This window comes from Eudoraea sp., from assembly GCF_049665975.1.
GTDB lineage: Bacteria > Bacteroidota > Bacteroidia > Flavobacteriales > Flavobacteriaceae > Eudoraea.
In genome coordinates this window covers 11803-34486 of sequence record NZ_JBATGR010000120.1, presented here as the reverse complement: position 1 = coordinate 34486, position 22684 = coordinate 11803, and the positions used below count along the sequence as shown (strand labels likewise).

General features: G+C 38.8%; 14 protein-coding genes. 4 read left to right on the top strand and 10 right to left on the bottom strand.

Annotated elements, in window-relative coordinates; translation table 11 throughout:
• Positions 1–249: 249 nt before the first annotated feature.
• Together WBN20_RS04895 and WBN20_RS04890 are read right to left on the bottom strand one after the other, a co-directional pair.
• Positions 250–1440 carry a multidrug transporter gene (locus WBN20_RS04895; RefSeq protein ID WP_424280912.1) on the bottom strand — a complete coding sequence of 397 codons (1191 nt, stop codon included), beginning with the start codon at positions 1438–1440 and terminating at the stop codon, positions 250–252.
• A gap of 21 nt (positions 1441–1461) precedes the next feature.
• On the bottom strand, positions 1462–4290 hold the full coding sequence (locus WBN20_RS04890) for a TonB-dependent receptor domain-containing protein (RefSeq protein WP_424280911.1): 2829 nt from the start codon (positions 4288–4290) through the stop codon (positions 1462–1464).
• 219 nt (positions 4291–4509) lie between these two features.
• Here WBN20_RS04890 and dgt point away from each other — a divergent pair, with 219 nt between their 5' ends.
• Entirely contained in the window at positions 4510–5853 is a 1344-nt protein-coding gene (gene dgt / locus WBN20_RS04885) for a dGTP triphosphohydrolase (protein ID WP_424280910.1), read from the top strand.
• On the opposite strand, the gene WBN20_RS04880 is transcribed toward dgt, so the two are convergent.
• Both WBN20_RS04880 and WBN20_RS04875 read right to left on the bottom strand, forming a co-directional pair.
• Positions 5850–6947: a DUF3078 domain-containing protein gene (locus tag WBN20_RS04880; protein ID WP_424280909.1), complete on the bottom strand. Its 1098-nt coding sequence runs from the start codon at positions 6945–6947 to the stop codon at positions 5850–5852. The genes dgt and WBN20_RS04880 overlap by 4 nt on opposite strands.
• 4 nt (positions 6948–6951) lie before the next feature.
• Positions 6952–8718 carry a 1-deoxy-D-xylulose-5-phosphate synthase gene (locus tag WBN20_RS04875; RefSeq protein ID WP_424280908.1) on the bottom strand — a complete coding sequence of 589 codons (1767 nt, stop codon included), beginning with the start codon at positions 8716–8718 and terminating at the stop codon, positions 6952–6954.
• A 68-nt stretch (positions 8719–8786) separates the two neighbouring features.
• Here WBN20_RS04875 and WBN20_RS04870 point away from each other — a divergent pair, with 68 nt between their 5' ends.
• Positions 8787–9242 (top strand): nucleoside deaminase, encoded by a 456-nt coding sequence (locus WBN20_RS04870; protein WP_424273224.1) that lies wholly within the window; start codon positions 8787–8789, stop codon positions 9240–9242.
• Between the two features lie 58 nt (positions 9243–9300).
• Here WBN20_RS04870 and WBN20_RS04865 read toward each other — a convergent pair whose 3' ends face one another.
• The 4 genes from WBN20_RS04865 to aspS form a co-directional block, all read right to left on the bottom strand.
• Positions 9301–9495, bottom strand: a complete 195-nt coding sequence (locus tag WBN20_RS04865) for a cold-shock protein (RefSeq protein WP_424280907.1) — start codon at positions 9493–9495, stop codon at positions 9301–9303.
• A gap of 90 nt (positions 9496–9585) precedes the next feature.
• The gene (locus tag WBN20_RS04860) at positions 9586–9849 is read right to left on the bottom strand and encodes a hypothetical protein (RefSeq protein WP_424280906.1); all 264 of its coding nucleotides are present in this window, start codon (positions 9847–9849) and stop codon (positions 9586–9588) included.
• Complete coding sequence (locus WBN20_RS04855; protein WP_424280905.1) at positions 9839–11635, bottom strand: chloride channel protein; 1797 nt, start codon at positions 11633–11635, stop codon at positions 9839–9841. Before WBN20_RS04855 ends, WBN20_RS04860 begins: the two co-directional genes overlap by 11 nt.
• Positions 11636–11691: 56 nt before the next feature.
• Positions 11692–13446, bottom strand: coding sequence for an aspartate--tRNA ligase (gene aspS / locus WBN20_RS04850; RefSeq protein ID WP_424280904.1), 1755 nt, complete (start codon positions 13444–13446; stop codon positions 11692–11694).
• A 194-nt stretch (positions 13447–13640) separates the two neighbouring features.
• Between aspS and WBN20_RS04845 the strand changes: the two genes are divergently transcribed.
• A complete protein-coding gene (locus tag WBN20_RS04845; protein WP_424280903.1) occupies positions 13641–16571 on the top strand; it encodes a SusC/RagA family TonB-linked outer membrane protein in 2931 nt (976 codons plus the stop codon).
• 10 nt (positions 16572–16581) lie between these two features.
• Positions 16582–17913 (top strand): RagB/SusD family nutrient uptake outer membrane protein, encoded by a 1332-nt coding sequence (locus WBN20_RS04840; RefSeq protein ID WP_424280902.1) that lies wholly within the window; start codon positions 16582–16584, stop codon positions 17911–17913.
• 75 nt (positions 17914–17988) lie between these two features.
• Here the strand turns inward: WBN20_RS04840 and WBN20_RS04835 are convergent, their stop codons facing one another.
• Positions 17989–21495 (bottom strand): efflux RND transporter permease subunit, encoded by a 3507-nt coding sequence (locus tag WBN20_RS04835; protein WP_424280901.1) that lies wholly within the window; start codon positions 21493–21495, stop codon positions 17989–17991.
• A gap of 4 nt (positions 21496–21499) precedes the next feature.
• On the bottom strand, positions 21500–22669 hold the full coding sequence (locus WBN20_RS04830; protein ID WP_424271273.1) for an efflux RND transporter periplasmic adaptor subunit: 1170 nt from the start codon (positions 22667–22669) through the stop codon (positions 21500–21502).
• Positions 22670–22684 lie beyond the last annotated feature (15 nt).

Genomic DNA, 22684 nt, shown 5'->3' with positions numbered 1-22684 from the left:
GTAAATCTAAGGTTACCCGTATATTAAAGTTTGGTAACAAAAAGGTTATCAAAAAGCGGGGCAAAATATAGTTATTGGGAAAAAGGGATCAATGGTGGAATATCTTACTTGAAGAGAAAGACCCTGACCTATTCGCTTTTCCTAAAAAAGCATTGTAGGCACAAGACCCAATTTAAAGATACAAAGTGTGGGTGCTACAAAAAAAGCCCGGTAATACCGGGCTTTATATAAAAGTATTTATTTTTTTGATTAGTTAACACCTACTGTCCAACCCGTACCCCAGGCAGAAACATCTGTACCTGTTCCATTACCATCACCTGAAATAAAATCGGCCTCTGTGAACGTATATCCGGTATCATTCTTTAGTTTGGTAGTTACATTGTTAAAAGTAACATCGATAACACCGAGATTTCCATCCAGCACACCCTGACCGGTAGGATTATCTCCAGTATCTCCGTCACAATCAAAACCTTCCTCAAAATCATTAAGAACTACATTGGTGAATATTCCCTGAGTACCAGCCCTAAGCCTTATTGCCTCACTGGCATCATTAGCACCAACAACAGTTAAATTAGTCACATTTGGAGCAGAGTAATATCCTGCTTCATTACTAAAATCGGTATTGTATCCATCACATTCAAAAGCCTTATCATGTGATACCCCGTGTTGCACATACACGTCTGTTAGTGTTCCTGTATAGCCCTCAGTCCAATCCATGGAATCATCCTCTGCATTTACAATTACAATATGACTTGCATTTACAGTTCCTCCAAAAAATTCAATACCATCATCAGATCCTTCAAAAACCTCAACATAATCAATTGTTGTACCACTGCCAACAGCATATAAAGACAAACCGTTTAATTCAGCATTTCCATCAACGGCTCCACCGGCATATTCAATTCTTATATATTGAACGTTACCCGAATTGTCTGTTGGCGTATTTCCACCGTAAGATAATCCTCCAACTTCTGAAGTTGCGGTATCTTCCGAACCATCAGGAGTTGAATTTATGGGTGCCCTCCCGCAAATGACCAGACCACCCCAATCTCCGGAAGAAGGGCTATTTGCATTTGAGGTCATTATAATTGGATTACTGGCTGTCCCTAAAGCATTAATTTGAGCCCCTTGTTGTATAGCTATATAAGCATTTACGCCAACTGGCTGGGCCTTAATAGTCAGTCCGGCGGGGATGGTCAAAGTAGTTCCATCGGCCATCAAAACCGGTCCGGTTATAACATAATCAATTTCGGAATCCAATACAAGATCTTCTGTATAGACACCGCTCAAATTAACTGTGGTTTCTGCTGGTGGTTCGCCACCTCCTTCTGTGATGTTAGTGACACTGTTATCATTGATAACAATATCCGGGGTATTGTCCTTCTCACATGCAAATAGCAGTGCTGCGGCTATACCTAAAGATAAAAACTTGTTTTTCATTGTTTTAAGAATTAAATAGAATTAAAATTTATATTTGAGGGTTAGCCCAAAGTTAACCCCGAGCTTATATTCTCTTATAGTAATATCTCCTACCCCTGTATTTTCCCTGACAAAGGAAATATCCGGGTTCAGAATGTTCATAACAGATGCATTGGCTTCAAAGTGCTCACCTATTTCATTTCTCCAAATGAAGTTTAGAGTTGGAACTGCTTTTTCTACTATATTACCTAAACTTCCTGCACCCAGGGAAAATATCCGATCCGAAAAATATGAAAATGATACAGTGGCTTTAGGTTTGTAATTGCCAAACACCGGGCTGTAATTAAGATCGGTATTGACTATAATAGGAGATGCTCCCTCTAAATTATCCGAATCTCTATCAAAAGAGGTTCCAAAGGTATTATCCTCACCCGCAGGGATGTCTTTTAAATCTTGCTTTGTATTGGTATAAGCGGCATTAAGACCTACAGACAGGACAGGGATATCATCGGAATTAGTTAAAAGGTTTTTGCGTACTTCAAGTTCTACTCCGTATATGTCTGCCTGATCTCCCGTTCTGAAATAACGTTGCGTGCCTGTAGCATCTGCTGCCACAACCCGGTTAACCGGATTTTTAATGGTTTTTGAAAAAGCAGCTAAGGATATAATTTCACCCTGCTCCAAAAACCATTCGTATTTTAAATCTAAGTTGTATACATCAGAATAAGTAGCTCCTGTACCATTTAAGCCACCTAAAAGGTCGGGATTTCCACCATATCTTATGGTAACTGCTTCATATACAAAGGGAGCAACTTCTTTAAATTCGGGAAATGAGGCTGTTTTACTAAAAGCAAATCGCAAATTAGAATCATCATTTACGGCAAAGCGGACATTCAGACTGGGTAAATAGATATTTTCGTAAACTTCACGAAAACCCGGATCATCTGGCCTTATGTTTATTACATCATATTCTACTTTTTGAGTAAAAGATTCTACTCTAAACCCGGGAACCAAAGACCATTTCTCTCCAAGGCTTAATTCTGCCGAGGCGTATACTCCGTGAATATCAAGATTTCCGGTATAGGTATTTTCCGGTAACCCTGGTCTGTTCTTATTTCCTATTTCATCTGAAATTGGATTAAGGACAATAAGATCATACAATCCACTTCCTTCTGGAATATTGATGTTAGAAACACTAAAAATCGGATTAAAATTATTAACGTCAGTGATTGGAGTATTATCTCTATCCAGAATTTCATAACCATAGCGAATACTGCTAAACCTGCGCTCTTTTGTTCTGCCGTTATACCCAAAATTTAATTTTACCTTTTCCGATAACTCATAACCCAAATTAATATAACTATTCAGTTCATCGTCGTTAATACTTTGGAAAAACCTTTGATTATCAAAAGGAATATTTGTATAAAAAACGGGGTTCGTATTTGAATCACCATCCAAAGCAAATTGATAATTCTCTAGCGTAATTCGTTTTCGATCAGGCTCATCAGAAAACACCGTATTATATCCTATTCCCCAACCCAGAGAAAGTTTATCATCAAAATTGTGAATTCCCGTAAGTTGATTTACAAAAATCATATCCTGGTTAAACTGCACGTTCATTACATAAAATCCCTCATCTGTATTTAATATGGCGTCCCTGTTTGTTCCAAGACCGTTAATTCCAAAATAACCCACTGCATCAGTCGAATTATTTATAAATAGCGAACTGAATTTTACCACGTTTTTGGTATCTATCCTATACCCTATATTGGCTAGTGCCGTAGTTGTTGTGCTATAGGCATATTCCCGTACGTTAGGGAAGTCGGTTTTAAGAACATTGGTATAATCACGTGCTGGCCCTTCCAATAATTCATAGCCATTGTCAAAGGAGGCTGCTCCAAAAAAGCTCAGGCGGGATTCTTTGCCAAAAGGGAAAGAATAGCCTCCTTCAATTGCTCCTGAAATGTTTACCGGACTCCAGGCATCTTGTGGGTCTACACCAAACGCCAATACTCTGTTAAAGGGGTCCTTACTATAGCGATTGTAGAATCCAAAATTACTCGGGCCCTCACTTCGAACCCAATTTTCACCTGCTGCATTAGAATTTAGCCCGCTACCCAGGGAAACCTCTAAATATCCATTTCCTGTGTAATCCTTAGAATCGATATTGACATTTCCAGCGGCAAAATCTCCATAAAATGTAGAGGAATATGCTTTGCTAACGGAAACATTTTCTATAATACCGGAGGCGAAAATATCAAGGTCAATATTCTTTTTATTGACGTCATTAGAAGGCAATGAAAGCCCGTTCATGGTCGTGTTTTGGTATCTGTCGCCCAAACCTCTTACGTAAACATTGCTTGAACCCTGTTGCTTTGAGATTCCCGAAATTTGGGCAACCGCGGCGGCAGCATTGTCTATTCCCTTAAGCTTAAGGGCTTCTGCACTAATAGCCTCCTGAATAACAAGAGCCTTTTTTTGTTCAAGCAACAATGCGATTTCTGAATCTTTACTCGTTGAGACAGTAATTACCACTTCGTCTAGTGAAACACTACCGGCTCCAAGAGCTGTATTAATCTGAGTAACTTTGCCGCTCTCTACCACCACATTAGGAATTTCAAGCGTTTCATAACCCAAAAAACTAAATACTAAAGTATACTCCCCCGGGGTAACCCCTGTAATTTCATACAGGCCATCGAAGTCAGAAGTGGTTCCTTTAGTTGTATTTTTTATAAGAACATTGGCAAACGCAAGAGGCTCATTATTTACCTCTTTATCTGTAAGCTTACCTATTATACTTCCAACTTCCTGGGAATGACCCATGAACTGGGATAGTAAAAGCGCAAGCAGGACAATAAAAACTTGTTTCATCTATTTGATTTACGTTTTCAACCGCAAAGAACGCTATGAGTTGTAAAAGTCCTGTTACCTGCAGGTTAAACATTTATTTTATTAAGGTTACCATAAGGTTAGCAGATTAAGGAAACGTTAAGACATAAATTCCATGTTCAATAATTAGTTCAAAAAGGGTTTGTTTAAATATTTATTCACCTTTAAAAAACTGTATCTTTCCATCGTAATTTAGGACATATGAACTGGGATCAACTCCTCTCTTTAAAGCGTTTTGGAGATACACATAAAAGATTGCGCAATGAGCAAAACGAGACTCGTCTGGGATTTGAAGTGGATTATGACAGAGTAATCTTTTCTGCTGCTTTCAGGAGCCTGCAAGACAAGACACAGGTAATACCACTTTCAAAAACAGATTTTGTTCATACCCGTTTAACCCATAGCCTGGAAGTTTCTGTTGTTGGGCGAAGCCTGGGAAGAATTGCGGGTGAAAAGCTATTAAAAAAACATCCATTTTTGTTGGAAACCCACGGGTATAAATTTGGAGATTTTGGAGCCATTGTAGCGGCTGCAGCGCTGGCGCATGATATTGGCAATCCACCATTTGGTCATAGTGGTGAAAAGGCCATTGGGGAATTCTTTAAACATGGGGAAGGTAAAAAATACAAATCACTTTTATCCCAAAAGGAGTATCAGGATATCATTGATTTTGAAGGCAATGCCAATGGATTTAAATTACTCACGGAATCACGTGAAGGGGTATCAGGAGGACTCCGATTAAGCTATGCCACGTTGGGTGCCTTTATGAAATATCCTAAGGAGTCTATTCCAAAGAAGCCAACAACTCACATAGCAGCTAAAAAATTTGGTTTTTTTCAATCACAAAAGGAATTTTTTAATGAAGTTGCTGAGGAATTAGGACTTCTCCTTACAAGCAAAGGAGCAAACATTGCATATTCCAGGCATCCATTGACGTATTTGGTTGAAGCTGCTGATGATATCTGCTATACCATAATTGATTTTGAAGATGGAATAAACCTGGGATTAATCTCAGAAGAATACGCTTTGGAGTATTTGATTAAACTGGTTAAAGACACTATAAATACTAAAAAGTACAATTCATTAACCATTATGGCCGACAGGCTGAGCTATCTAAGGGCTTTGGCAATTAATACACTCATTACGGATGCGGTATCAGTTTTTCTTGAAAATGAAGAGGCAATCCTGGCTGGTGAGTTTTCGATCTCGCTTCTGGATCGCAGTCAATACAAGGCGCAGATTGAGGACATTATTCAATTGAGTGTTAATAAAATATATCGCTCACCCGGAGTTATCGAGAAAGAAATCGCCGGCTACAAAATTATTTCGGATATTCTGGAAGTCTATACAGGAGCCCTGGTAAGACAAAAAGAAGGGAAACCTACGAACTATGATAAACTGTTAATAGAAACCCTGCCAGATGCTTACAGAATGATGGAAGGCTCAATTTATACAGTTTTGTTAAATTCCTGTTGCTTTGTTGCCAGCCTGTCGGACAGTGCTGCAGTGCATATTCATAACAAAATAAGCGGAAAGCAACTTTAAAAATTATACGCTAAGCCAATTGCCAAAACCTGTCTGAATTGGATTTTGGGAACTCCGGGATCAATTACATTACCGGTGTCAGCGATTACCTGGTCAAAACGGATATCATCATCATAAATAATATGGGTTCCTAAATTGGCCTCAAATAGGTTGTTCACCTTAAATGTAAAATTCAATTCCCAGTCTACATCTATATTCCCAAAACGTCTTATATAATCTGTAAAAAGACTTAGACGATGATTCATAATTATGTTAGTTGCAATTTCTTTCTCCCAGGTATTTGTTACTAATATCCCGAATTCAACAAATTTTGTTGACCCTTTAGTCACCAGATTTCCATCCTCATCAAATATGGCTCTCCTTACCCCAAAAGCGCCTTGGTTTGCAAGCGTTTGATCAAGAACAAAAGTTGCTTTTACAGTAGTAGGAGATAGGTAGAGGCTGAAATTATTGCCGTCAGGCACAAAGGAAGGACCCCCACCAAAAAATAAATATCCCGGAGCCATAAATCTGGAGATAGGGTTGTCTGTGTTCGGATAGTTAAAACCGTCTGTAAATTGCGTATTAAATTTGGTATTAATTGAATAATACCATTTATTTAGTGTATCCTGGCGATAGCCAAAAGAAGAGGTCAGTCTAATTACGTCCTCTGTTTTTCTTACCTCCCTTCCTTCCTGTACATTAATGCCGTATCTAAGGATTAGCTCGTTATTCCATTTAATGTATCTAAATTTATAATTTCTTACAAATTTCGAGTTTCCTATGGCAGAAATCGCATTTTCACCCCCCGCATTCCAATTAACAAAGGCTACCTCACTTATATTTAATCCCACTTTATTTTCCTTTACCCAAAAGGAGGGGATTACAAATGGTTTATAAGGTTCACTTAGAACTTTACTTTTATTGAAAGAAATAGCAGGATTGATAAAACGTACTCCTCTGGGTGCTGCTTTTATTTTGTATTGCCTGGCACGGATGACAATGGTATCAATTTTTGTAGTATCAACCGCTATACCTGAAGGAATAGTATCCTGCAGGTAGGCATAAGAAGAGGATAATAATAACAATCCGAATAAAATAAACCTTCTTGTCATACTATTATTTCAATAATTCCAGGATAAGTTTTTTAATGGATTGGTCATCAAGATGTGCCATTTCATGTAATTGTTCTACTGTTCCATGTTCAATGAAAACATCATCAATTCCGCATATTGAAATAGGGATGGGGTTATTTATAGAATTTGCAAATTCTAAAATCGCGCTTCCAAAGCCTCCAATTTTACAACCATCTTCTACGGTAATTATCTGCTCATAGGTATCAAAAATAAAGTGTAACATTTTCTCATCCAAAGGCTTTGCAAAACGCATATTGTAATGACCTAATTTTCCTGGCATATTCAGGTCCATAATGAGCTCGGAAACAGTGTTCCCGATGTGACCTAAAGATAGTATAGCAATTTTATTGCCCTGGGTCAATTCTTCGGCGACCCCAATTTCCATTTTTTGGAAAGGTTCTTTCCAATTAGTGGTGGTAGCACGTCCTCTGGGGTAGCGAATAGCAATTGGCCCGGAAAGGCTATCTTGAATAGTATACATAATATTGCGCAGCTCCGCCTCGTTTAAGGGTGAAAATATCGTGAGATTTGGGATACAACGTAAATAGGCTATATCATATACCCCATGATGTGTGCCACCATCTTGCCCTACTACTCCCGATCTGTCGAGAAAGAAGGCCACCGGAAGATTCTGTATGGCAACATCATGAATTACCTGATCGTAAGCCCTTTGTAAAAAGGTAGAATAAATGGCGCAAAAAGGCAGCAATCCTTCAGCATCCATTCCTGCAGCCATTGTAACGGCATGTTGCTCTGCGATACCGACATCAAAAGCCCTTTCCGGAATCTGTTCCATCATAAACTTTAAAGAACTTCCCGTAGGCATGGCGGGTGTAATGCCAATAATGTTATCATTTTTTAATGCCAGTTCTACAAGTGTATGACCAAACACATCCTGATATTTAGGAGGCTTATTTTCAGTCTGCGAGTTTATCAAATCACCGGTTTGATTATTGAATTTACCCGGAGCATGATAGGTAACCTGATTTTCCTCTGCTTTTTTTAAACCTTTCCCCTTAGTGGTAATAATGTGGAGTAATTTAGGTCCTTTTACAGTTTTCAATCTTTTTAATTCTTTTATTAAAAGAAGAACATCGTGACCGTCAACCGGGCCCGTATAGTCAAAATTCAGGCATTCAAAGATATTTTCATCTTTTGCCGTACCCTTTTTGACATTAGTCAGGTATTTTTTAAGAGCCCCCACACTCGGATCAATGCCAATTGCATTATCATTGAGAATTATAAGAACATTCGTATTTGTAACACCGGCATGGTTCAATCCTTCAAAAGCCATCCCACTGGCAATAGAGGCATCACCAATAACTGCTATATGTTGTCTTTTATTATCTCCTTTTAATTTTGATGCAAGAGCCATCCCCAGGATGGCAGAAATTGAAGTGGAACTGTGACCAGTTCCAAAGGAATCATACTTGCTTTCATCTCTTTTTGGAAAACCACTTATTCCACCAAGTTGCCTGTTCGTGTGAAAGACATCTTTACGTCCTGTGATAATTTTATGGCCGTAAGCCTGGTGACCAACATCCCAGATTAATCTGTCAAAAGGCGTATTGAATACATAATGTATTGCCAACGTTAATTCCACCACACCCAGGCTTGCACCTAAATGTCCTTCTTTTACGGCTACGATATCAATTATAAAATTCCTTAGTTCTTTGGCAAGAAGAGGTAATTCATTCGCTTTTATTTTGCGAAGATCAGAAGGATAATTAATAGTATTCAGTAGTTTCATAGGAAATAACAAATGTACATTAATTCATTTTTTGTTATAACCACATCTATTCCTAATATTGCAGTATTATGTCTATTGATTTTAAATTTGACGATGCTTATTTTATGAAAAGAGCATTGCAGGAGGCCGCAACTGCTTTTGAGAAAGGTGAAGTTCCTATTGGAGCAATAATTGTTGTTCAGGATAGAATAATTGCCAGAGGGCACAATTTAACCGAGCAACTTAATGATGTAACGGCACATGCGGAAATGCAAGCAATAACAGCTGCCGCTAACTTTTTAGGAGGAAAATATTTACATAATTGTACTTTATATGTAACTCTGGAACCTTGTCAAATGTGCGCAGGGGCACTTTTTTGGAGTCAAATTCCTAAAATTGTTTTTGGAGCTTATGATCCTCAAAGGGGTTTTTCTGCTTTAGGGGGCCAATTGCATCCAAAAACTACTATATCCGGAGGTGTTTTAGAAGCGGAGTGTGCAGAATTACTAAAACGGTTTTTTATTCAGAAACGAAGATTGAATTAGGAGCAAAAAAAATCCCCGATTTTGGATCGGGGATCGTTCAATTCAAAATAAAATATTTTTATCCGATTACTTGCACTTGTGCCGCAACCATGCCCTTTCTTCCTTCTTCTTCTTCGTATTCTACTTTGTCGCCTTCGTTTAATTCCACTCCGTTCAATGCTGTGGCATGAACAAAGATGTCCTTCCCGGTGTCGTCGTTGGTAATGAACCCGTATCCATTGGATTCATTGAAAAATTTTACGGTTCCTGTCATTAAAATAAGTATTAAAATAAAAAAATTACGATACGAAAGTATGATTTTTTGCGCAGACCTCTTTAAAGAAAAGGCAAAATTTGACCAAATTTATTGATTTTCAGACTTTTTGGGAAGTTTACCTTGCATTTTACGAATATTTTCCTCAGTGAGCATATAATCCTTTACTTTTCTGGTTTTGCTCTCCTTAATAAGAAATAACGGCATAGCTATTAAAAATAGCCCAACGGTGCCAAATCCAATATATTTGTTGGCCATTTGAGCATGTTCTTCTCCAAGTGAGAAACCATAAAATATAGCCCCAAGAGACACCAATACAATTAAAAGAATGATATGTTTGAACCTAATTTGCATCTTCTTTGGTAAAGTTAATCAACTTTCTTCTATAAGCGGTTAGCAACTTTGATTTGGAAATAAAACCAAAATATTTTCCATCTTTTATTACAGGCAGGTTCCATGCACTGCTATCCTGGAATTTTCGCATTACTTCCTGCATAGAGTCCCTTTCATAAAATATGAGTTCAGGGGCATTGTGCATAAAGGATTCGACCCTTATTTTATCATATATGGAGGTGTCAAACATAAATTCACGTATGTCATCCAATAGAACAATACCTACAAGGGCATCATTTGCGTCTATTACCGGAAATATATTACGGGCAGATTTTGCAACCGATTGGTAGACCATTTCACCGAGGGTCATATCCTGCCTGACGGCCTTGAAATTTTTTTCGATAATATCATCGAGCTCCATTAAAGTCAGCACAGTTTGATCTTTGTTATGTGTAATAAGCGCGCCTTGTTTTGCTAATTCTCGCGTATAAATGGTATAATCAATTGCATTCTTTGTAAGAAGAAAGGATATTGCTGAAGTAATCATTAAGGGAACAAAAAGTTCGTAGCCCCCTGTAATTTCTGCAATTAAAAAGATGGCGGTTAAAGGTGCCTGCAGCACTCCTGCAATAAGCCCTGCCATTCCAATTAGGGTGAAATTACTTTCATTCACAGAAAGCCCCAAGCCTAAATTATTGATCACTTTCCCAACAACATTCCCTAATGCACTTCCCATGACCATAGTAGGAATAAATATACCTCCTGAACCCCCTGCTGCAAAAGTTGTAGTCATTGCAACAGCTTTGAAAATGATAATCCCGAATAGCAGTGCTATAACCACCCATATATTATTGGTGTAGTTGTCAAAAGGTGTTTTACCCAGTGCATCAATATGTTCACCGTGCAAGAGCTTATTAATAAATACAAAGCCTTCGCCATAGAGTGGTGGAATAAAATAGAGCATAATACCAATGGCTAATCCACCAACCAGAAGTTTATATTTTGGACTTTTAAATCTTTCAAAGAAAGCTAGAATTCCAAAATACATTTTTGTAAAATAAATAGAGGCGATAGCCGTACCTACTCCTAAAACAATATAGAAAAAGGTGTCTTTTATTTCAAATTTTTCAGTTATTGAAAAACTAAATAAAGATTCATCTCCAAGAAAAAAATAGGATGTAAGAACACCCGAAATAGAAGCTAATAATAAGGGCAACATTGAGATCATTGTCAAATCCAAACTAAAAACCTCGACGGCAAAAATTATTGCGGCAATAGGGGACTGAAATATTGAGGCAATAGCCCCCGCGGATGCACAAGCTATAAGAAGGGACCTAGTTTTGGCATTAATATGTAATAACTGGGCAACATTTGAACTAATTGCTGCTCCTGACGCTACAGCAGGACCCAAAAGCCCAACAGAACCCCCGAATCCAACAGTTAACGGGGCCGTTACCAAAGGTAAAAATATTTTCTTTGCACTGATTATTCCTTTCTTTTTAGAGAGTGCAAAAAGGATAGAGGAAATGGCGTGCTCCAACTTTTCCTTGTGTACAAATTTTACATACAGATACACTAGTGTAAGCCCTATAATTGGAGTAATAAAATACAGCTGATAATTGGAAAAAACGATTCCTTTTTCTAAAAGAGATTCTATGAAATAAGTGGTGTTTTTAAGCGTAACTGCCGCAAGACCTGCCAAAAATCCAACCACCACGCTCATTAACTGGGTAAAGGTCTTATTAGAGATATTTTTGTACCTCCATTTAAGAAACCTGGTAAATAAGGTTGTTATTCGGTTGGGCATTACGTGACTATACGTTTAAAGGTATTAAAAAATGCCGCTTTTAGACGGGATTGATGTTAAGTTTGAATATCCAATTTTAAATTAAGTTCCTTCAATTGTGCATCATCAATAAAGGCAGGTGCATCAATCATGACATCCCTTCCGCTATTATTTTTTGGAAATGCAATAAAATCCCGTATGGTTTCCTGTCCTCCAAGAATGGCCACAAGCCTGTCAAGGCCAAATGCAATTCCTCCATGAGGGGGTGCGCCATATTGAAAGGCATCCATTAAAAAACCAAATTGCGCTTTGGCCTCTTCTGGCGTAAAACCAAGATGTCTGAACATGGTGGCTTGTGTTTCTTTGTCGTGAATTCTTATTGATCCACCACCAATTTCATTTCCATTTAAGACCAAATCATAAGCATTGGCTCTAACCGCAGCCGGATCAGTATCCAGTAATTCTAACTGTCCTGGTTTGGGAGAAGTAAATGGGTGATGCATAGCATGGTAATTGCCCGTTTCTTCATCTAACTCCAGTAATGGGAAATCTACAACCCATAATGGCGCAAATTCTTTCGGATTTCTAAGTCCCAGACGTTCTGCCATTTCCATGCGCAAAGCACTTAATTGAGTTCTTGTTTCTGCAATATTGCCTGAGAGAATACAAATAAGATCTCCTGGTTTTGCACCGGTATGCTTAGCCCATTTGGATAAATCTTCCTGGTTGTAAAATTTGTCAACAGACGATTTATAGCTGCCGTCTTCATTACATTTTACATATACCATGCCTTTTGCTCCTACTTGTGGCCTGCGTATCCAATTTATTAATTGATCAATTTCTTTTCTAGTATAGGATGCTGCGCCGGGTACAGCAATACCCACAACCAATTCAGAGGAATTGAACACATTAAAATCTTTGTGCTGTGCTATTTCGTTCAATTCTCCAAATTCCATTCCGAATCGAATATCCGGTTTGTCATTTCCGAATCTTTTCATGGCATCGTCATAGGTTAACCTGGGGAATTCCCCCGTCTCTACTCCGTTAATTTCAAGTAGCAGATGTCTGGTAAGTCCTTCAAAAGCATTTAATACATCATCCTGTTCTACAAAAGCCATTTCACAGTCTATTTGTGTGAATTCTGGTTGTCGGTCAGCGCGCAAATCTTCATCTCTGAAACATTTTACGATCTGAAAATATTTATCCAACCCACCTACCATGAGCAATTGCTTGAAGGTCTGAGGGGATTGTGGCAGGGCATAGAACTGCCCTTCATTCATCCTGCTTGGAACTACAAAATCGCGCGCACCTTCCGGAGTTGATTTTATTAAATACGGAGTTTCCACTTCAATAAACCCTTGTTTGGAAAGGTAATTCCTGACTTCGATGGTAACTTTACTACGAAAAATCAGATTTTCTTTGACCGGATTTCTTCTAATATCCAGATAGCGATATTTCATCCTCAGGTCCTCACCTCCATCAGTTTTGTCTTCAATTGTAAATGGAGGTATTAAGGATTCGTTTAATACCTTAAGTTTTGTAACCAATATTTCAATTTCTCCGGTAGGGATATTGGAATTTTTAGAAGATCGTTCAATTACAGTACCCTTTACCTGTAATACAAATTCGCGACCTAAAACCCTGGCTTTTTCTAATATTTCAGGATCACTCCGTTCTTCATCAAATACCAGTTGGGTAATGCCATAGCGATCACGAAGATCTACCCAGACCACAAATCCTTTGTCTCTTGTTTTTTGCACCCAACCAGACAAAGTGACTTCCTTATTTATGTGTGATGATCTTAATTCACCACAAGTATGACTCCTATACATTTTAAGTACCTTGTTTTACAGCCGCAAATGTAAGAAGATATGCTTGCACCCCATATTATTAGGTCGTGTTTTCTGGCATATTTTATATTTTTATAATGATAATTTTGTTAAGAAAAACTTAAAAAAAATTTTGATTATACCTTTTCTTCACTACCTTGGAAGGTACAATAGCTAATTCTTAATACTAATTGAACATGAAAAAAACTCAACTTAACAAGGTATTTCTATGGCTTTTTCTTGCGCTGCCGTTTTTGGCGTTTTCCCAAGAAACTGTCCGTGGGTATATCCAGGATGAATTAAATGGTACTCCCTTAATAGGGGTAGACGTTGTAATAAAAGGTACCTCAACAGGAACTACGAGCGATTTTGATGGGAATTATGAAATTTCTGTCAACAATTTTCCGGCAACCTTGGTTTTTTCCTCTTTGGGATTCGAAACCAGAGAAATTAGGATAACGGATGCAACAACACTGAATGTCACTTTAGCAGAATCAGCTACTGGTCTGGACGAGGTGATTATTACAGGTTTGGGAACTTCAGTAAAACGTGAAAATTTGGCTAATGCGGTTTCAACGGTTTCTGCACAGGAGCTAGTGGGCACAACCAGTCAGTCTACTGTAGATGGGGCACTATATGGTAAAGTACCCGGGGTAAACATTACATCATCTTCCGGAGCTCCCGGTGGTGGATTTGCCATCAGGCTTAGGGGTGTTTCTTCTATCAATGGAAACAACCAGCCTCTGATTATTGTAGACGGCGTTTACTATAACAATGTGGAGATACCCTCCGGATTGAGATTTGCATCAGGCGCAAACAGGGGGAATGAAGAAAATTCCAGCAACCGCTTAGCAGATCTGGATCCAAACGATATTCAGAATGTTGAAGTTTTAAAAGGATCTTCTGCCGCTGCAATTTATGGACAAAGAGGGAATGCCGGGGTAATCATAATTACTACAAAAAGAGGTAAAGCTGGAAAAACTAAAATCAGTTTTAGCCAGGATGTAGGTACCAATACCATTGCCAATCCGTTGGGGATACGACCCTGGACCGGAGCTTCCGTAGAGGAAACATTTGATGCCGGTGAAAGGGCCAAATTTGATGCAACAATTGCTGCTCAGGGCAGCCTTTATGATTATGAAGACATTATCTACGGTGAAACAGGGTTTATTACAGAAACAAGATTAAATGCGACAGGTGGAAATGAAAGAACCAAGTTCTATGTAGGTGGAGCGTATAGAGACGAAGATGGGATTATCAAAAATACCGGTTTTGACCGATTTTCACTGCGTACCAATATAGAACATAAGATATCTAATGTTTTTGATTTTACATCTACTACCAATTATACCAGATCTAATTCTAGTCGAAGTTTTACAGGTAATGAGAACGAAGGTGGACTTAGTTATGGTTATACCTTGGCGTTCACCCGGCCATGGAACAATCTGTTTCCTGATGCCAATGGTAATTATCCAAATAACCCCAACTATCCTGGGAACCCGATTTTTGTCAGGGACAATGCAAAAAATGAAGATAGCAACAATCGTATAGTTCAGGGGCTAAGCTTAAATACTAAAATATTAACGACCGATAAACACCGTGTAAAATTGGTTTTAAGTGGTGGACTTGACTATTTGGCTAACGAGACTAATGTTTATGTTCCCGAAACACATCAGGCTCAAATTGGTGGCCAAGGTGGGTTTGTTGGCGTAGGTAAGAATAACTTCACACAATATAATACACAAGCTATTGGTGTATGGGACTATGATGCCACGGGAGGAGATTTCGGATTAACTACCCAAATGGGTTTAACGTACCTGAACCAAGAGTCTAATTTAGTAAATAGCAGGGGTTCTCTTCTTGCAGCCGGTCAGACAAGCGTAGATCAATCTGTTAACCAAGTTATAGATCAGACTAGGACAGAAGAGGAGGACTTTGGTTTCTTTGCACAGGTTGAAGGAAACTATAAGGATCAGTTTATTGCCACCTTGGGATATCGTATGGATAAATCCAGTAGAAATGGGGACCCAAATAAATTCTATGGCTTTCCAAAAGCGTCTTTGGCAGTAAACTTTTCTAATTTTGATTTTTGGGGCGTTGAGGATATAAGCCAACTCAAGTTTAGAGTTGCTTATGGAGAAACAGGTAACCCGGCAGGTTTTGGAGCTACTTTTACCAGTTTTGGAGCCAATAATATTGGGGGCAATATTGGACAATCGGTTTTAGCAGCTAAGGGTGACCCAGATGTTGAACCAGAAACTGCTGGGGAATTCGAAGTGGGATTCGACCTTGGTTTCCTCCAAAATCGAATTTCATTTGAGGCCACATATTATAGTAAAGAAGTTAAAGATTTAATTCTTACCAGAGCGCTCCCTGCCTCTTCAGGGTTTACTCAGGAAACCACGAATCTGGCAGACCTTAGGAATAAAGGGGTAGAATTAGGTTTAAGGGCTGATGTTCTGGATCATCCGAATATTAGATGGAATTCAGGGGTTCTGTTTTATCTAAACCGATCGGAAATTACCCGTTTAGATGTTCCGGCCTTTCCCCAGCCCGGTGCAGGCTTTGGTCTTGGTTTGGGAACCTTTTTTATAGAGGAAGGAAAACCGGTAACCCAATTAGTTGGTACAATTGATGGTGTCCAAACTCAAGTTGGAAATGTTGAGCCAGATTTTCAGATGGCCTTTACCAATAACCTGACTTTGTTTAAGCAGATTGATGTGTTGTTTCTTTTGCAATGGAAACAAGGAGGTGAAAATCTCAATCTTTCCACTTTCTTGACGGATTTGGGAGGTGTAACCCCGGATCTGGAAACTGCTGAAGGTCAGGCACGTTTAGCGACACCTGCCAATGCGCTACGATTCGTAGAACCGGCAGGCTATGTTCGCTTGAGGGAAGCAGCGATCTATTATAGATTGCCGACCAAAACGGTGAACAATGTTTTTGGCGATATCGTAGAGGGTGTAAAATTTGGGTTCTCAGGCAGAAATATTTTTACCATTACAGATTATAGTAGTTATGATCCGGAGGTGTCCGTTAATGGTGGTACTGGTCTTTCCAGTGGAATAGAGGTTACTCCCTTTCCCAGTTCAAGGCAGTTCTACTTTCACCTGAATGTTAACTTTTAAAAAATTGAAGATGAAAAATATAATCAAAAAGATAACGATGTTAGCATGGGCCTGTTCTATTTTAGTAATGGCTTACTCATGCTCAATTGACAAAGTACTAGATCCGAACGGACCCAGTGTTAGCAGTGTTCAACAAAATGCTTCAAAAGGACAATTGAACGAACTGGTAGTAGGGATAGAATCTACTACCAGGGATGGTTTGGGAGTGGAAGTTACGGCCAGTGGTACTATGGGGCGGGAACTGTATTTATTTGATGCAGATCCTCGTAATACTGGAGATCTTCTGGGAAAAGACGGTATTGCGTTAGACAACAATTCGTTTTACAGTACGCAACAATGGAACGGAAATTACCGTGCCACAAAGAATGCCAATTTGTTGATAGAAGCTGCCGCTAACACTGAATTCGTTACTGACGCCGAATCCAATGGATATATTGGGTTTGCCAAAACAATGCAGGCCTATGAATTAATCCAGATTCTAAAATCCTATGATAAGGCCAGATTGGATGTAGCCGACCCTGATAATCCTGGTCCAATTTTAGATTTTAACGATGCATTATCACAAATCCGTGCTTTGTTAGACGAGGCCCAGGGAAATCTTTCAAGTGCTGGTGATAGTTTTGCCTTTCCCTTGAGTAGCGGTTTTAGCGGATTTGACACTCCGGCTACTTTTACCCAATTCAACAGAGCCGTAGCTGCTTTGGCCGCGGTATATGCTGGTGATGGCACAGCTGCGTTAACGGCACTTACCGGTTCTTATTTTGATATTAGCGGAGCTCTGGATCTGGGTCCCGATCATATTTTTGGCTTGGGTGGGGGAGATCAGGCAAACCCTGTGTTCAGGGTTCCATCTACGCCAGACAACATAAACAACGGAGATCAGATTATTGTTCATGATAGTTGGATTAATGAAGCTGAAGCAGGGGATACCCGTGTGGAGGACAAAGCTGAACCGAGACTGGATCCCAGTTCCCAGGATGGGCTTACAGGAACCCATGAAACGCGTTTATATGCTACAAATGTATCTCCTATTAAAATCCTGAGAAACGAGGAGTTGATACTGCTGTATGCCGAAGCTAGTATCTTAGCCAGTAATCTGCAGGATGCTGAAGACGCTTTAAATACGATTCGTACTTCTGCATCTCTCCCAAATTATGCGGGAGCACAAACAGCTGATGCTTTAACTACAGAACTATTAAATCAAAGAAGATATTCTTTGTGGTCTGAAAACCATAGAATGTTTGATCTTAGACGTTATGGATTGTCCAATACTTTGCCTATAGATAGGCCAGGAGATGTGATATATAATGTTTTCCCTGTACCACTTTCTGAAAATGAATAGTTGTTAGTTCAGGTCGACTAAAGCAAAAAACCCCGCACTTCGCGGGGTTTTTATTGAAGAATACCCTATAAAAGTCTATGCAGCTATTTCTAGATCTTTCTTTTTTAAAGAGGTTCTTTTGGCTCCTCCTTTGAGTTTAATCTTAATTCTATAAACTATATTAAAAAGAACCGGTACTATTATCAATGTAAGGAAAGTAGCTACAATCAATCCAAAAATAACGGTCCATGCCAGGGGTCCCCAAAATATTACGTTATCTCCCCCAATGTAGATCTTAGGATCAAAGCTTGTAAATAACGAAAAGAAATCAATATTAAGGCCAATGGCTAAGGGAATTAACCCAAGAACGGTGGTAATAGCGGTGAGCAATACAGGCCGCATTCTGGCCTTTCCTCCTTTTACAATTAATTCTGTGACTTGTTCTCTTGTTAATAATTCCTTATCCGTCATGCCCAGAGACACCTTTTTTCGATCTATTAGTATTTGGGTATAATCTAAAAGTACCACCCCGTTGTTTACAACAATTCCGGCGAGAGAAATAATTCCCATCATGGTCATCATAATTACAAATGGCCAGCCAGTTATTATTAATCCACCAAAAACCCCGATAAAGCTCAGGAAAATAGCGGTCATTATTATAGCTGGTTTAGAGATTCCTCCAAATTGGAAAACAAGAATTAACATTATTAAACCAAGCCCTGAAAAGAATGCGCCAACCAGAAATTGCATCTGTTTATTCTGTTCTTCAATCTGTCCTGTATAATCGATTTTTACATTGGCTGGAATACCGCTATATTCTTCCATTTCCTTTTTTATTTCAGATACAATTGCTCCGGCATCCGTAAATCCAGGTCTAAGTCCGGAATAAAGTGTCACAACACGTTTTGTATCCTTGTGTTTTATTGCACTAAAACTGGAAGTATTTCTTTGAGATGCCACGGCAGAAACAGGAATTTCTTTTATCAGGCCTGTTGCCTGATCTCTGAAAATTACATTCTGATTAAATAGAGCGCTAGTATTGTATCTAAGGTCTTTATTAAAGCGAACATTAATATCATAATCTTCACCACCTGCTTTATAAATACCGGCTTTGTCTCCAAAGAGTGAGCGCCTTAACTGCATGCCGACCTGACCTACCGATACGCCAAGTTCGCCTGCTTTTGCACGATCTACAGTCACCTGCATACTTGGTTTTCCGGTATTGACATCTATCTTTAATTCTTCTATTCCTTCAATATTTTTTGTATTAAGGAAATTTCGCATTTGCTCTGCGGTATTTATTAGAACGTCATAATCCTTTCCTTCGATTTCAATATTTATGGGGTAACCCGATGGAGGTGCAATCTGATCTTTTTCGACAGAAATGGCAATCCCAGGGTATATGCCTTTTAAACCGTCCTGAATTTCTTTTCTAAGTCCTTCGGTATCCCTGCCGCCTCTGAACTTATACTCTGTCATAGAAATGGTAATTTTACCTCTGTGAGGCATTTCTGCTGCTGATCCTCCTTCCGTAAATGGATTTTCTGCCCCCTTACCAACTTGTGAAACACTCGATGCCACAAGTAAATTGTTTTCACCATCCATATATTTGGAATCATCAGCGATGGCATAGACTCTTTTTTCGATATTCTTTGTTATTTCATTGGTCTTTTCTATGGCCGTACCCTGTGGATACTCTATATAAACATAAATCTCATTAGGGGTGTTGTCCGGAAAAAATTCCACTTTTGTTCGGCCGTTTCCGAGGGATACACCAAAAGCAATAAAAGCTGTTATTAACAAGAGTACTGTAAAACCAAAGTATGCATATACATTTCTTCCCTTAAGTGCACCCCTCAATCGATTCTCGTACCAATTTTCAAATCGTGATAAGTATTTTTTCTGAAAGTTTAAAGCCGCTTTTTTCAGTCCGTATTTGTATATCCAGAACAAGATGGCCAATACTATCATCAAGGAACCTAATCCGCGTACCTCTCCTCCAAATATCAGAATAAAAAGTCCAAAGCCGCCCAGAATAATACTAAGGCGTATAAGTTGCTTTAAGGTAAGTTCTTTGTCTCCCACCTCCATAAATTGTGATACCAGCATGGAGTTCATAAATATGGCGACAAATAGGGAAGAGCCCAGAACAACAGATAGCGTAATTGGGAAAAAGATCATAAACTCACCCATAATACCAGGCCATAGCCCAAGCGGTATGAATGCGGCTACAGTAGTGGCAGTAGAAATAATTATTGGAAACGCAATTTCACCAACACCTTTTTTGGCTGCTACAGCGCGAGACATTCCCTCCTCTTCCATTAGGCGGTATACGTTTTCAACAACAACAATACCATTATCCACGAGCATTCCCAGTCCCATAATAAGCCCAAATAAGATCATTGTATTCAGGGTATATCCTAAGGCGGATAGGACCATAAAGGACATGAACATAGACATAGGGATTGCAAAACCAACAAACAAGGCATTGCGAAAACCTAAAAAGAACATTAAAACTGTGACCACTAATATGATCCCAAAAATTATATTGTTAACCAGGTCATCGACCTGATTTAAAGTTCTACTCGAGGAATCATTGGCAATACTAACCTCCAGGTCAGGGGGAAAATAGTTCTCCTTTGAATCCTTCACAATTTTTTTGATCTCTTCTGCCGCAGTGATTGCGTTTTTACCTGCACGTTTTTTAATATCAAGCATAACAACACTACTGCCCCGTTCCCGGGCATAGGTGGTTTTCTCTTCTTCCTTGAATGATACCTCAGCAATATCCTTTAAATAAACAGCCGCATTTTTTTCAGATTTAACAACAAAACTTTCAAGTTCAACCGGATCTTCAATTTCACCTAAAATCCGAATTGTACGGCGCTGTCCACTGGTGTTTAAATTCCCTGCAGACATGGTCATATTCCCATTATTTATGGCTTGTATAACATCATCAAAGCTAACCTTGGCCGCCATCATTTTATAAATATCAACGGCTACTTCTACTTCTTTTTCCTGTGCTCCCCTGATATCTACCTCTTTAATCTCTGGTAAATCTTCTATTTCATCTTCGAGATACTCTCCAAATTCCTTTAATTTATCAACCGGATAATCTCCTGTTAGATTCACATTCATGATAGGAAAAGATTCGGATAAATTAAGGTCAAAAACATCGGGTTCTACTTTTGCACCATTAAAAATAGGCCAGTCTTCACTTGCTTTTTCACTGTCAACCTCGTCCTTTACTTTTTGTTTGGCACTTTCAACGGAAATATCTTCATCAAATTCAACCACTATCATGGAATAATCTTCCTGCGAGGTAGAAGTGATTTCTACCAAATTACTCACATTTTTTAGTCTGTCTTCAAGGGGGTCAGTTAATAATCTTTCAATATCTTCTGCGGTATTTCCCGGGTAAACACTACTAATATAAATCTTGGTTTCTTTTACTTCAGGAAAATCTTCTCTTGGCATTGAAAAATAAGAGGATAATCCAATGAATAAAAAGATACCAATCATTACGTAAATGACCGAAGGGTTATCAATGGCCCAGGAAGAAAATCTAAACTCCTTATTTGTATTTTTATGTTGTTTGCTCATAAGACTATTGAATAATTTTTACTTGCTGGTTTTCCCTGACATTGCGTGCGCCTTCTAATATTACCTGTACACCAGGTCTAATTCCGGCTAACACTTCTACGTAATCTCCCTGTGTTTGACCTGTATTTATAATCTGTTTTTTTGCTATTGCCATGTCATTAGAATCAACCTCTGTGGCGAGATAAACATATTGTTCGCCTAAGGCATTTTCAGAAATTACACTCTGTGGAATTAAAATTGCATCGTCGCTACTATAATTGTTGATTTGCACTCTGGCTGTAAGATTTGGCTTTATATTTCTTTTTTTATTGGGCACGGCTATTTCCACTCGAAAGGATCTGTTAGTTGGATTAATAAAATTACCAGTTTGCCGTATTACGGAAGTAATGCTATCGCCCAGTACAGGAAAATAGACTTTAACTTCCTTGCCTACAGTTACTCCTTTTAAATAACTTTCAGGAACATCAACTTCGATATACATATCCGAAAGGTTAACAATACGAAATACTGCTTGTCCGCTACCCGGGGAAACAACGGTTCCCTGTTCCTGAATGACATCATCAATAATTCCCGAAAAAGGAGCCCTTACATTTGCCTTTGACAACTGACTTTGGGCTTGTTTAACAGAATTCTCTACTGCCAGATAATTTGTTTCAGCCTGCAGATATTGAATTTCAGATCCAATTTTTTGCTCCCAAAGTCTTTTTTGGCGTTCAAAAGTGGTTTTGGCAAGAGCAGCCTGGGTTTTTAATTGTGCGAGCTGACTGCTCATTCCACCGTCATCAATGGTAGCTAAAAGCTGACCTTTATTCACCTTTTGACCTTCTTTAACGTAGACATTAATCAAAGTGCCTGCCATTTCAGGATAGATCAATACATTCTGTTTGGTCATGACGTTTCCCTGAAGATCGAGATAATGTTGAAATGCTTGTGCATCCGTTCTAAAGGTCGACACCAAGGCTAATTTTGAATTACTATCCTGTAAGTTGATAACAGAATCCAGAAGTCTAAGTTCTGCGTTCAATGACTTTTGTTTTTCAGTAAGTTCTAGTTTTTTTAATTTAATTGCCTCTATATTCCCTTCAGTAATCAGGGTTTCAACAGATTGGACAGTTCCATTTCCACAAGAAGCGAAAACCATTGAAATAAGAAGTATTAAAAGAATATTTTTCATTTTATTTGAGTTTGT

Excerpts from the sequence above, each read along its gene's own strand:
- WBN20_RS04860 (WP_424280906.1), bottom strand. The coding sequence starts at position 9,849 with ATGCAAATTAGGTTCAAACATATCATTCTTTTAATTGTATTGGTGTCT.
- WBN20_RS04865 (WP_424280907.1), bottom strand. The coding sequence starts at position 9,495 with ATGACAGGAACCGTAAAATTTTTCAATGAATCCAATGGATACGGGTTC.
- WBN20_RS04845 (WP_424280903.1), top strand. The coding sequence starts at position 13,641 with ATGAAAAAAACTCAACTTAACAAGGTATTTCTATGGCTTTTTCTTGCG.
- WBN20_RS04875 (WP_424280908.1), bottom strand. The coding sequence starts at position 8,718 with ATGAAACTACTGAATACTATTAATTATCCTTCTGATCTTCGCAAAATA.
- dgt (WP_424280910.1), top strand. The coding sequence starts at position 4,510 with ATGAACTGGGATCAACTCCTCTCTTTAAAGCGTTTTGGAGATACACAT.
- WBN20_RS04835 (WP_424280901.1), bottom strand. The coding sequence starts at position 21,495 with ATGAGCAAACAACATAAAAATACAAATAAGGAGTTTAGATTTTCTTCC.
- WBN20_RS04855 (WP_424280905.1), bottom strand. The coding sequence starts at position 11,635 with ATGCCCAACCGAATAACAACCTTATTTACCAGGTTTCTTAAATGGAGG.
- WBN20_RS04830 (WP_424271273.1), bottom strand. The coding sequence starts at position 22,669 with ATGAAAAATATTCTTTTAATACTTCTTATTTCAATGGTTTTCGCTTCT.
- WBN20_RS04895 (WP_424280912.1), bottom strand. The coding sequence starts at position 1,440 with ATGAAAAACAAGTTTTTATCTTTAGGTATAGCCGCAGCACTGCTATTT.
- WBN20_RS04890 (WP_424280911.1), bottom strand. The coding sequence starts at position 4,290 with ATGAAACAAGTTTTTATTGTCCTGCTTGCGCTTTTACTATCCCAGTTC.
- WBN20_RS04840 (WP_424280902.1), top strand. The coding sequence starts at position 16,582 with ATGAAAAATATAATCAAAAAGATAACGATGTTAGCATGGGCCTGTTCT.
- WBN20_RS04880 (WP_424280909.1), bottom strand. The coding sequence starts at position 6,947 with ATGACAAGAAGGTTTATTTTATTCGGATTGTTATTATTATCCTCTTCT.
- WBN20_RS04870 (WP_424273224.1), top strand. The coding sequence starts at position 8,787 with ATGTCTATTGATTTTAAATTTGACGATGCTTATTTTATGAAAAGAGCA.
- aspS (WP_424280904.1), bottom strand. The coding sequence starts at position 13,446 with ATGTATAGGAGTCATACTTGTGGTGAATTAAGATCATCACACATAAAT.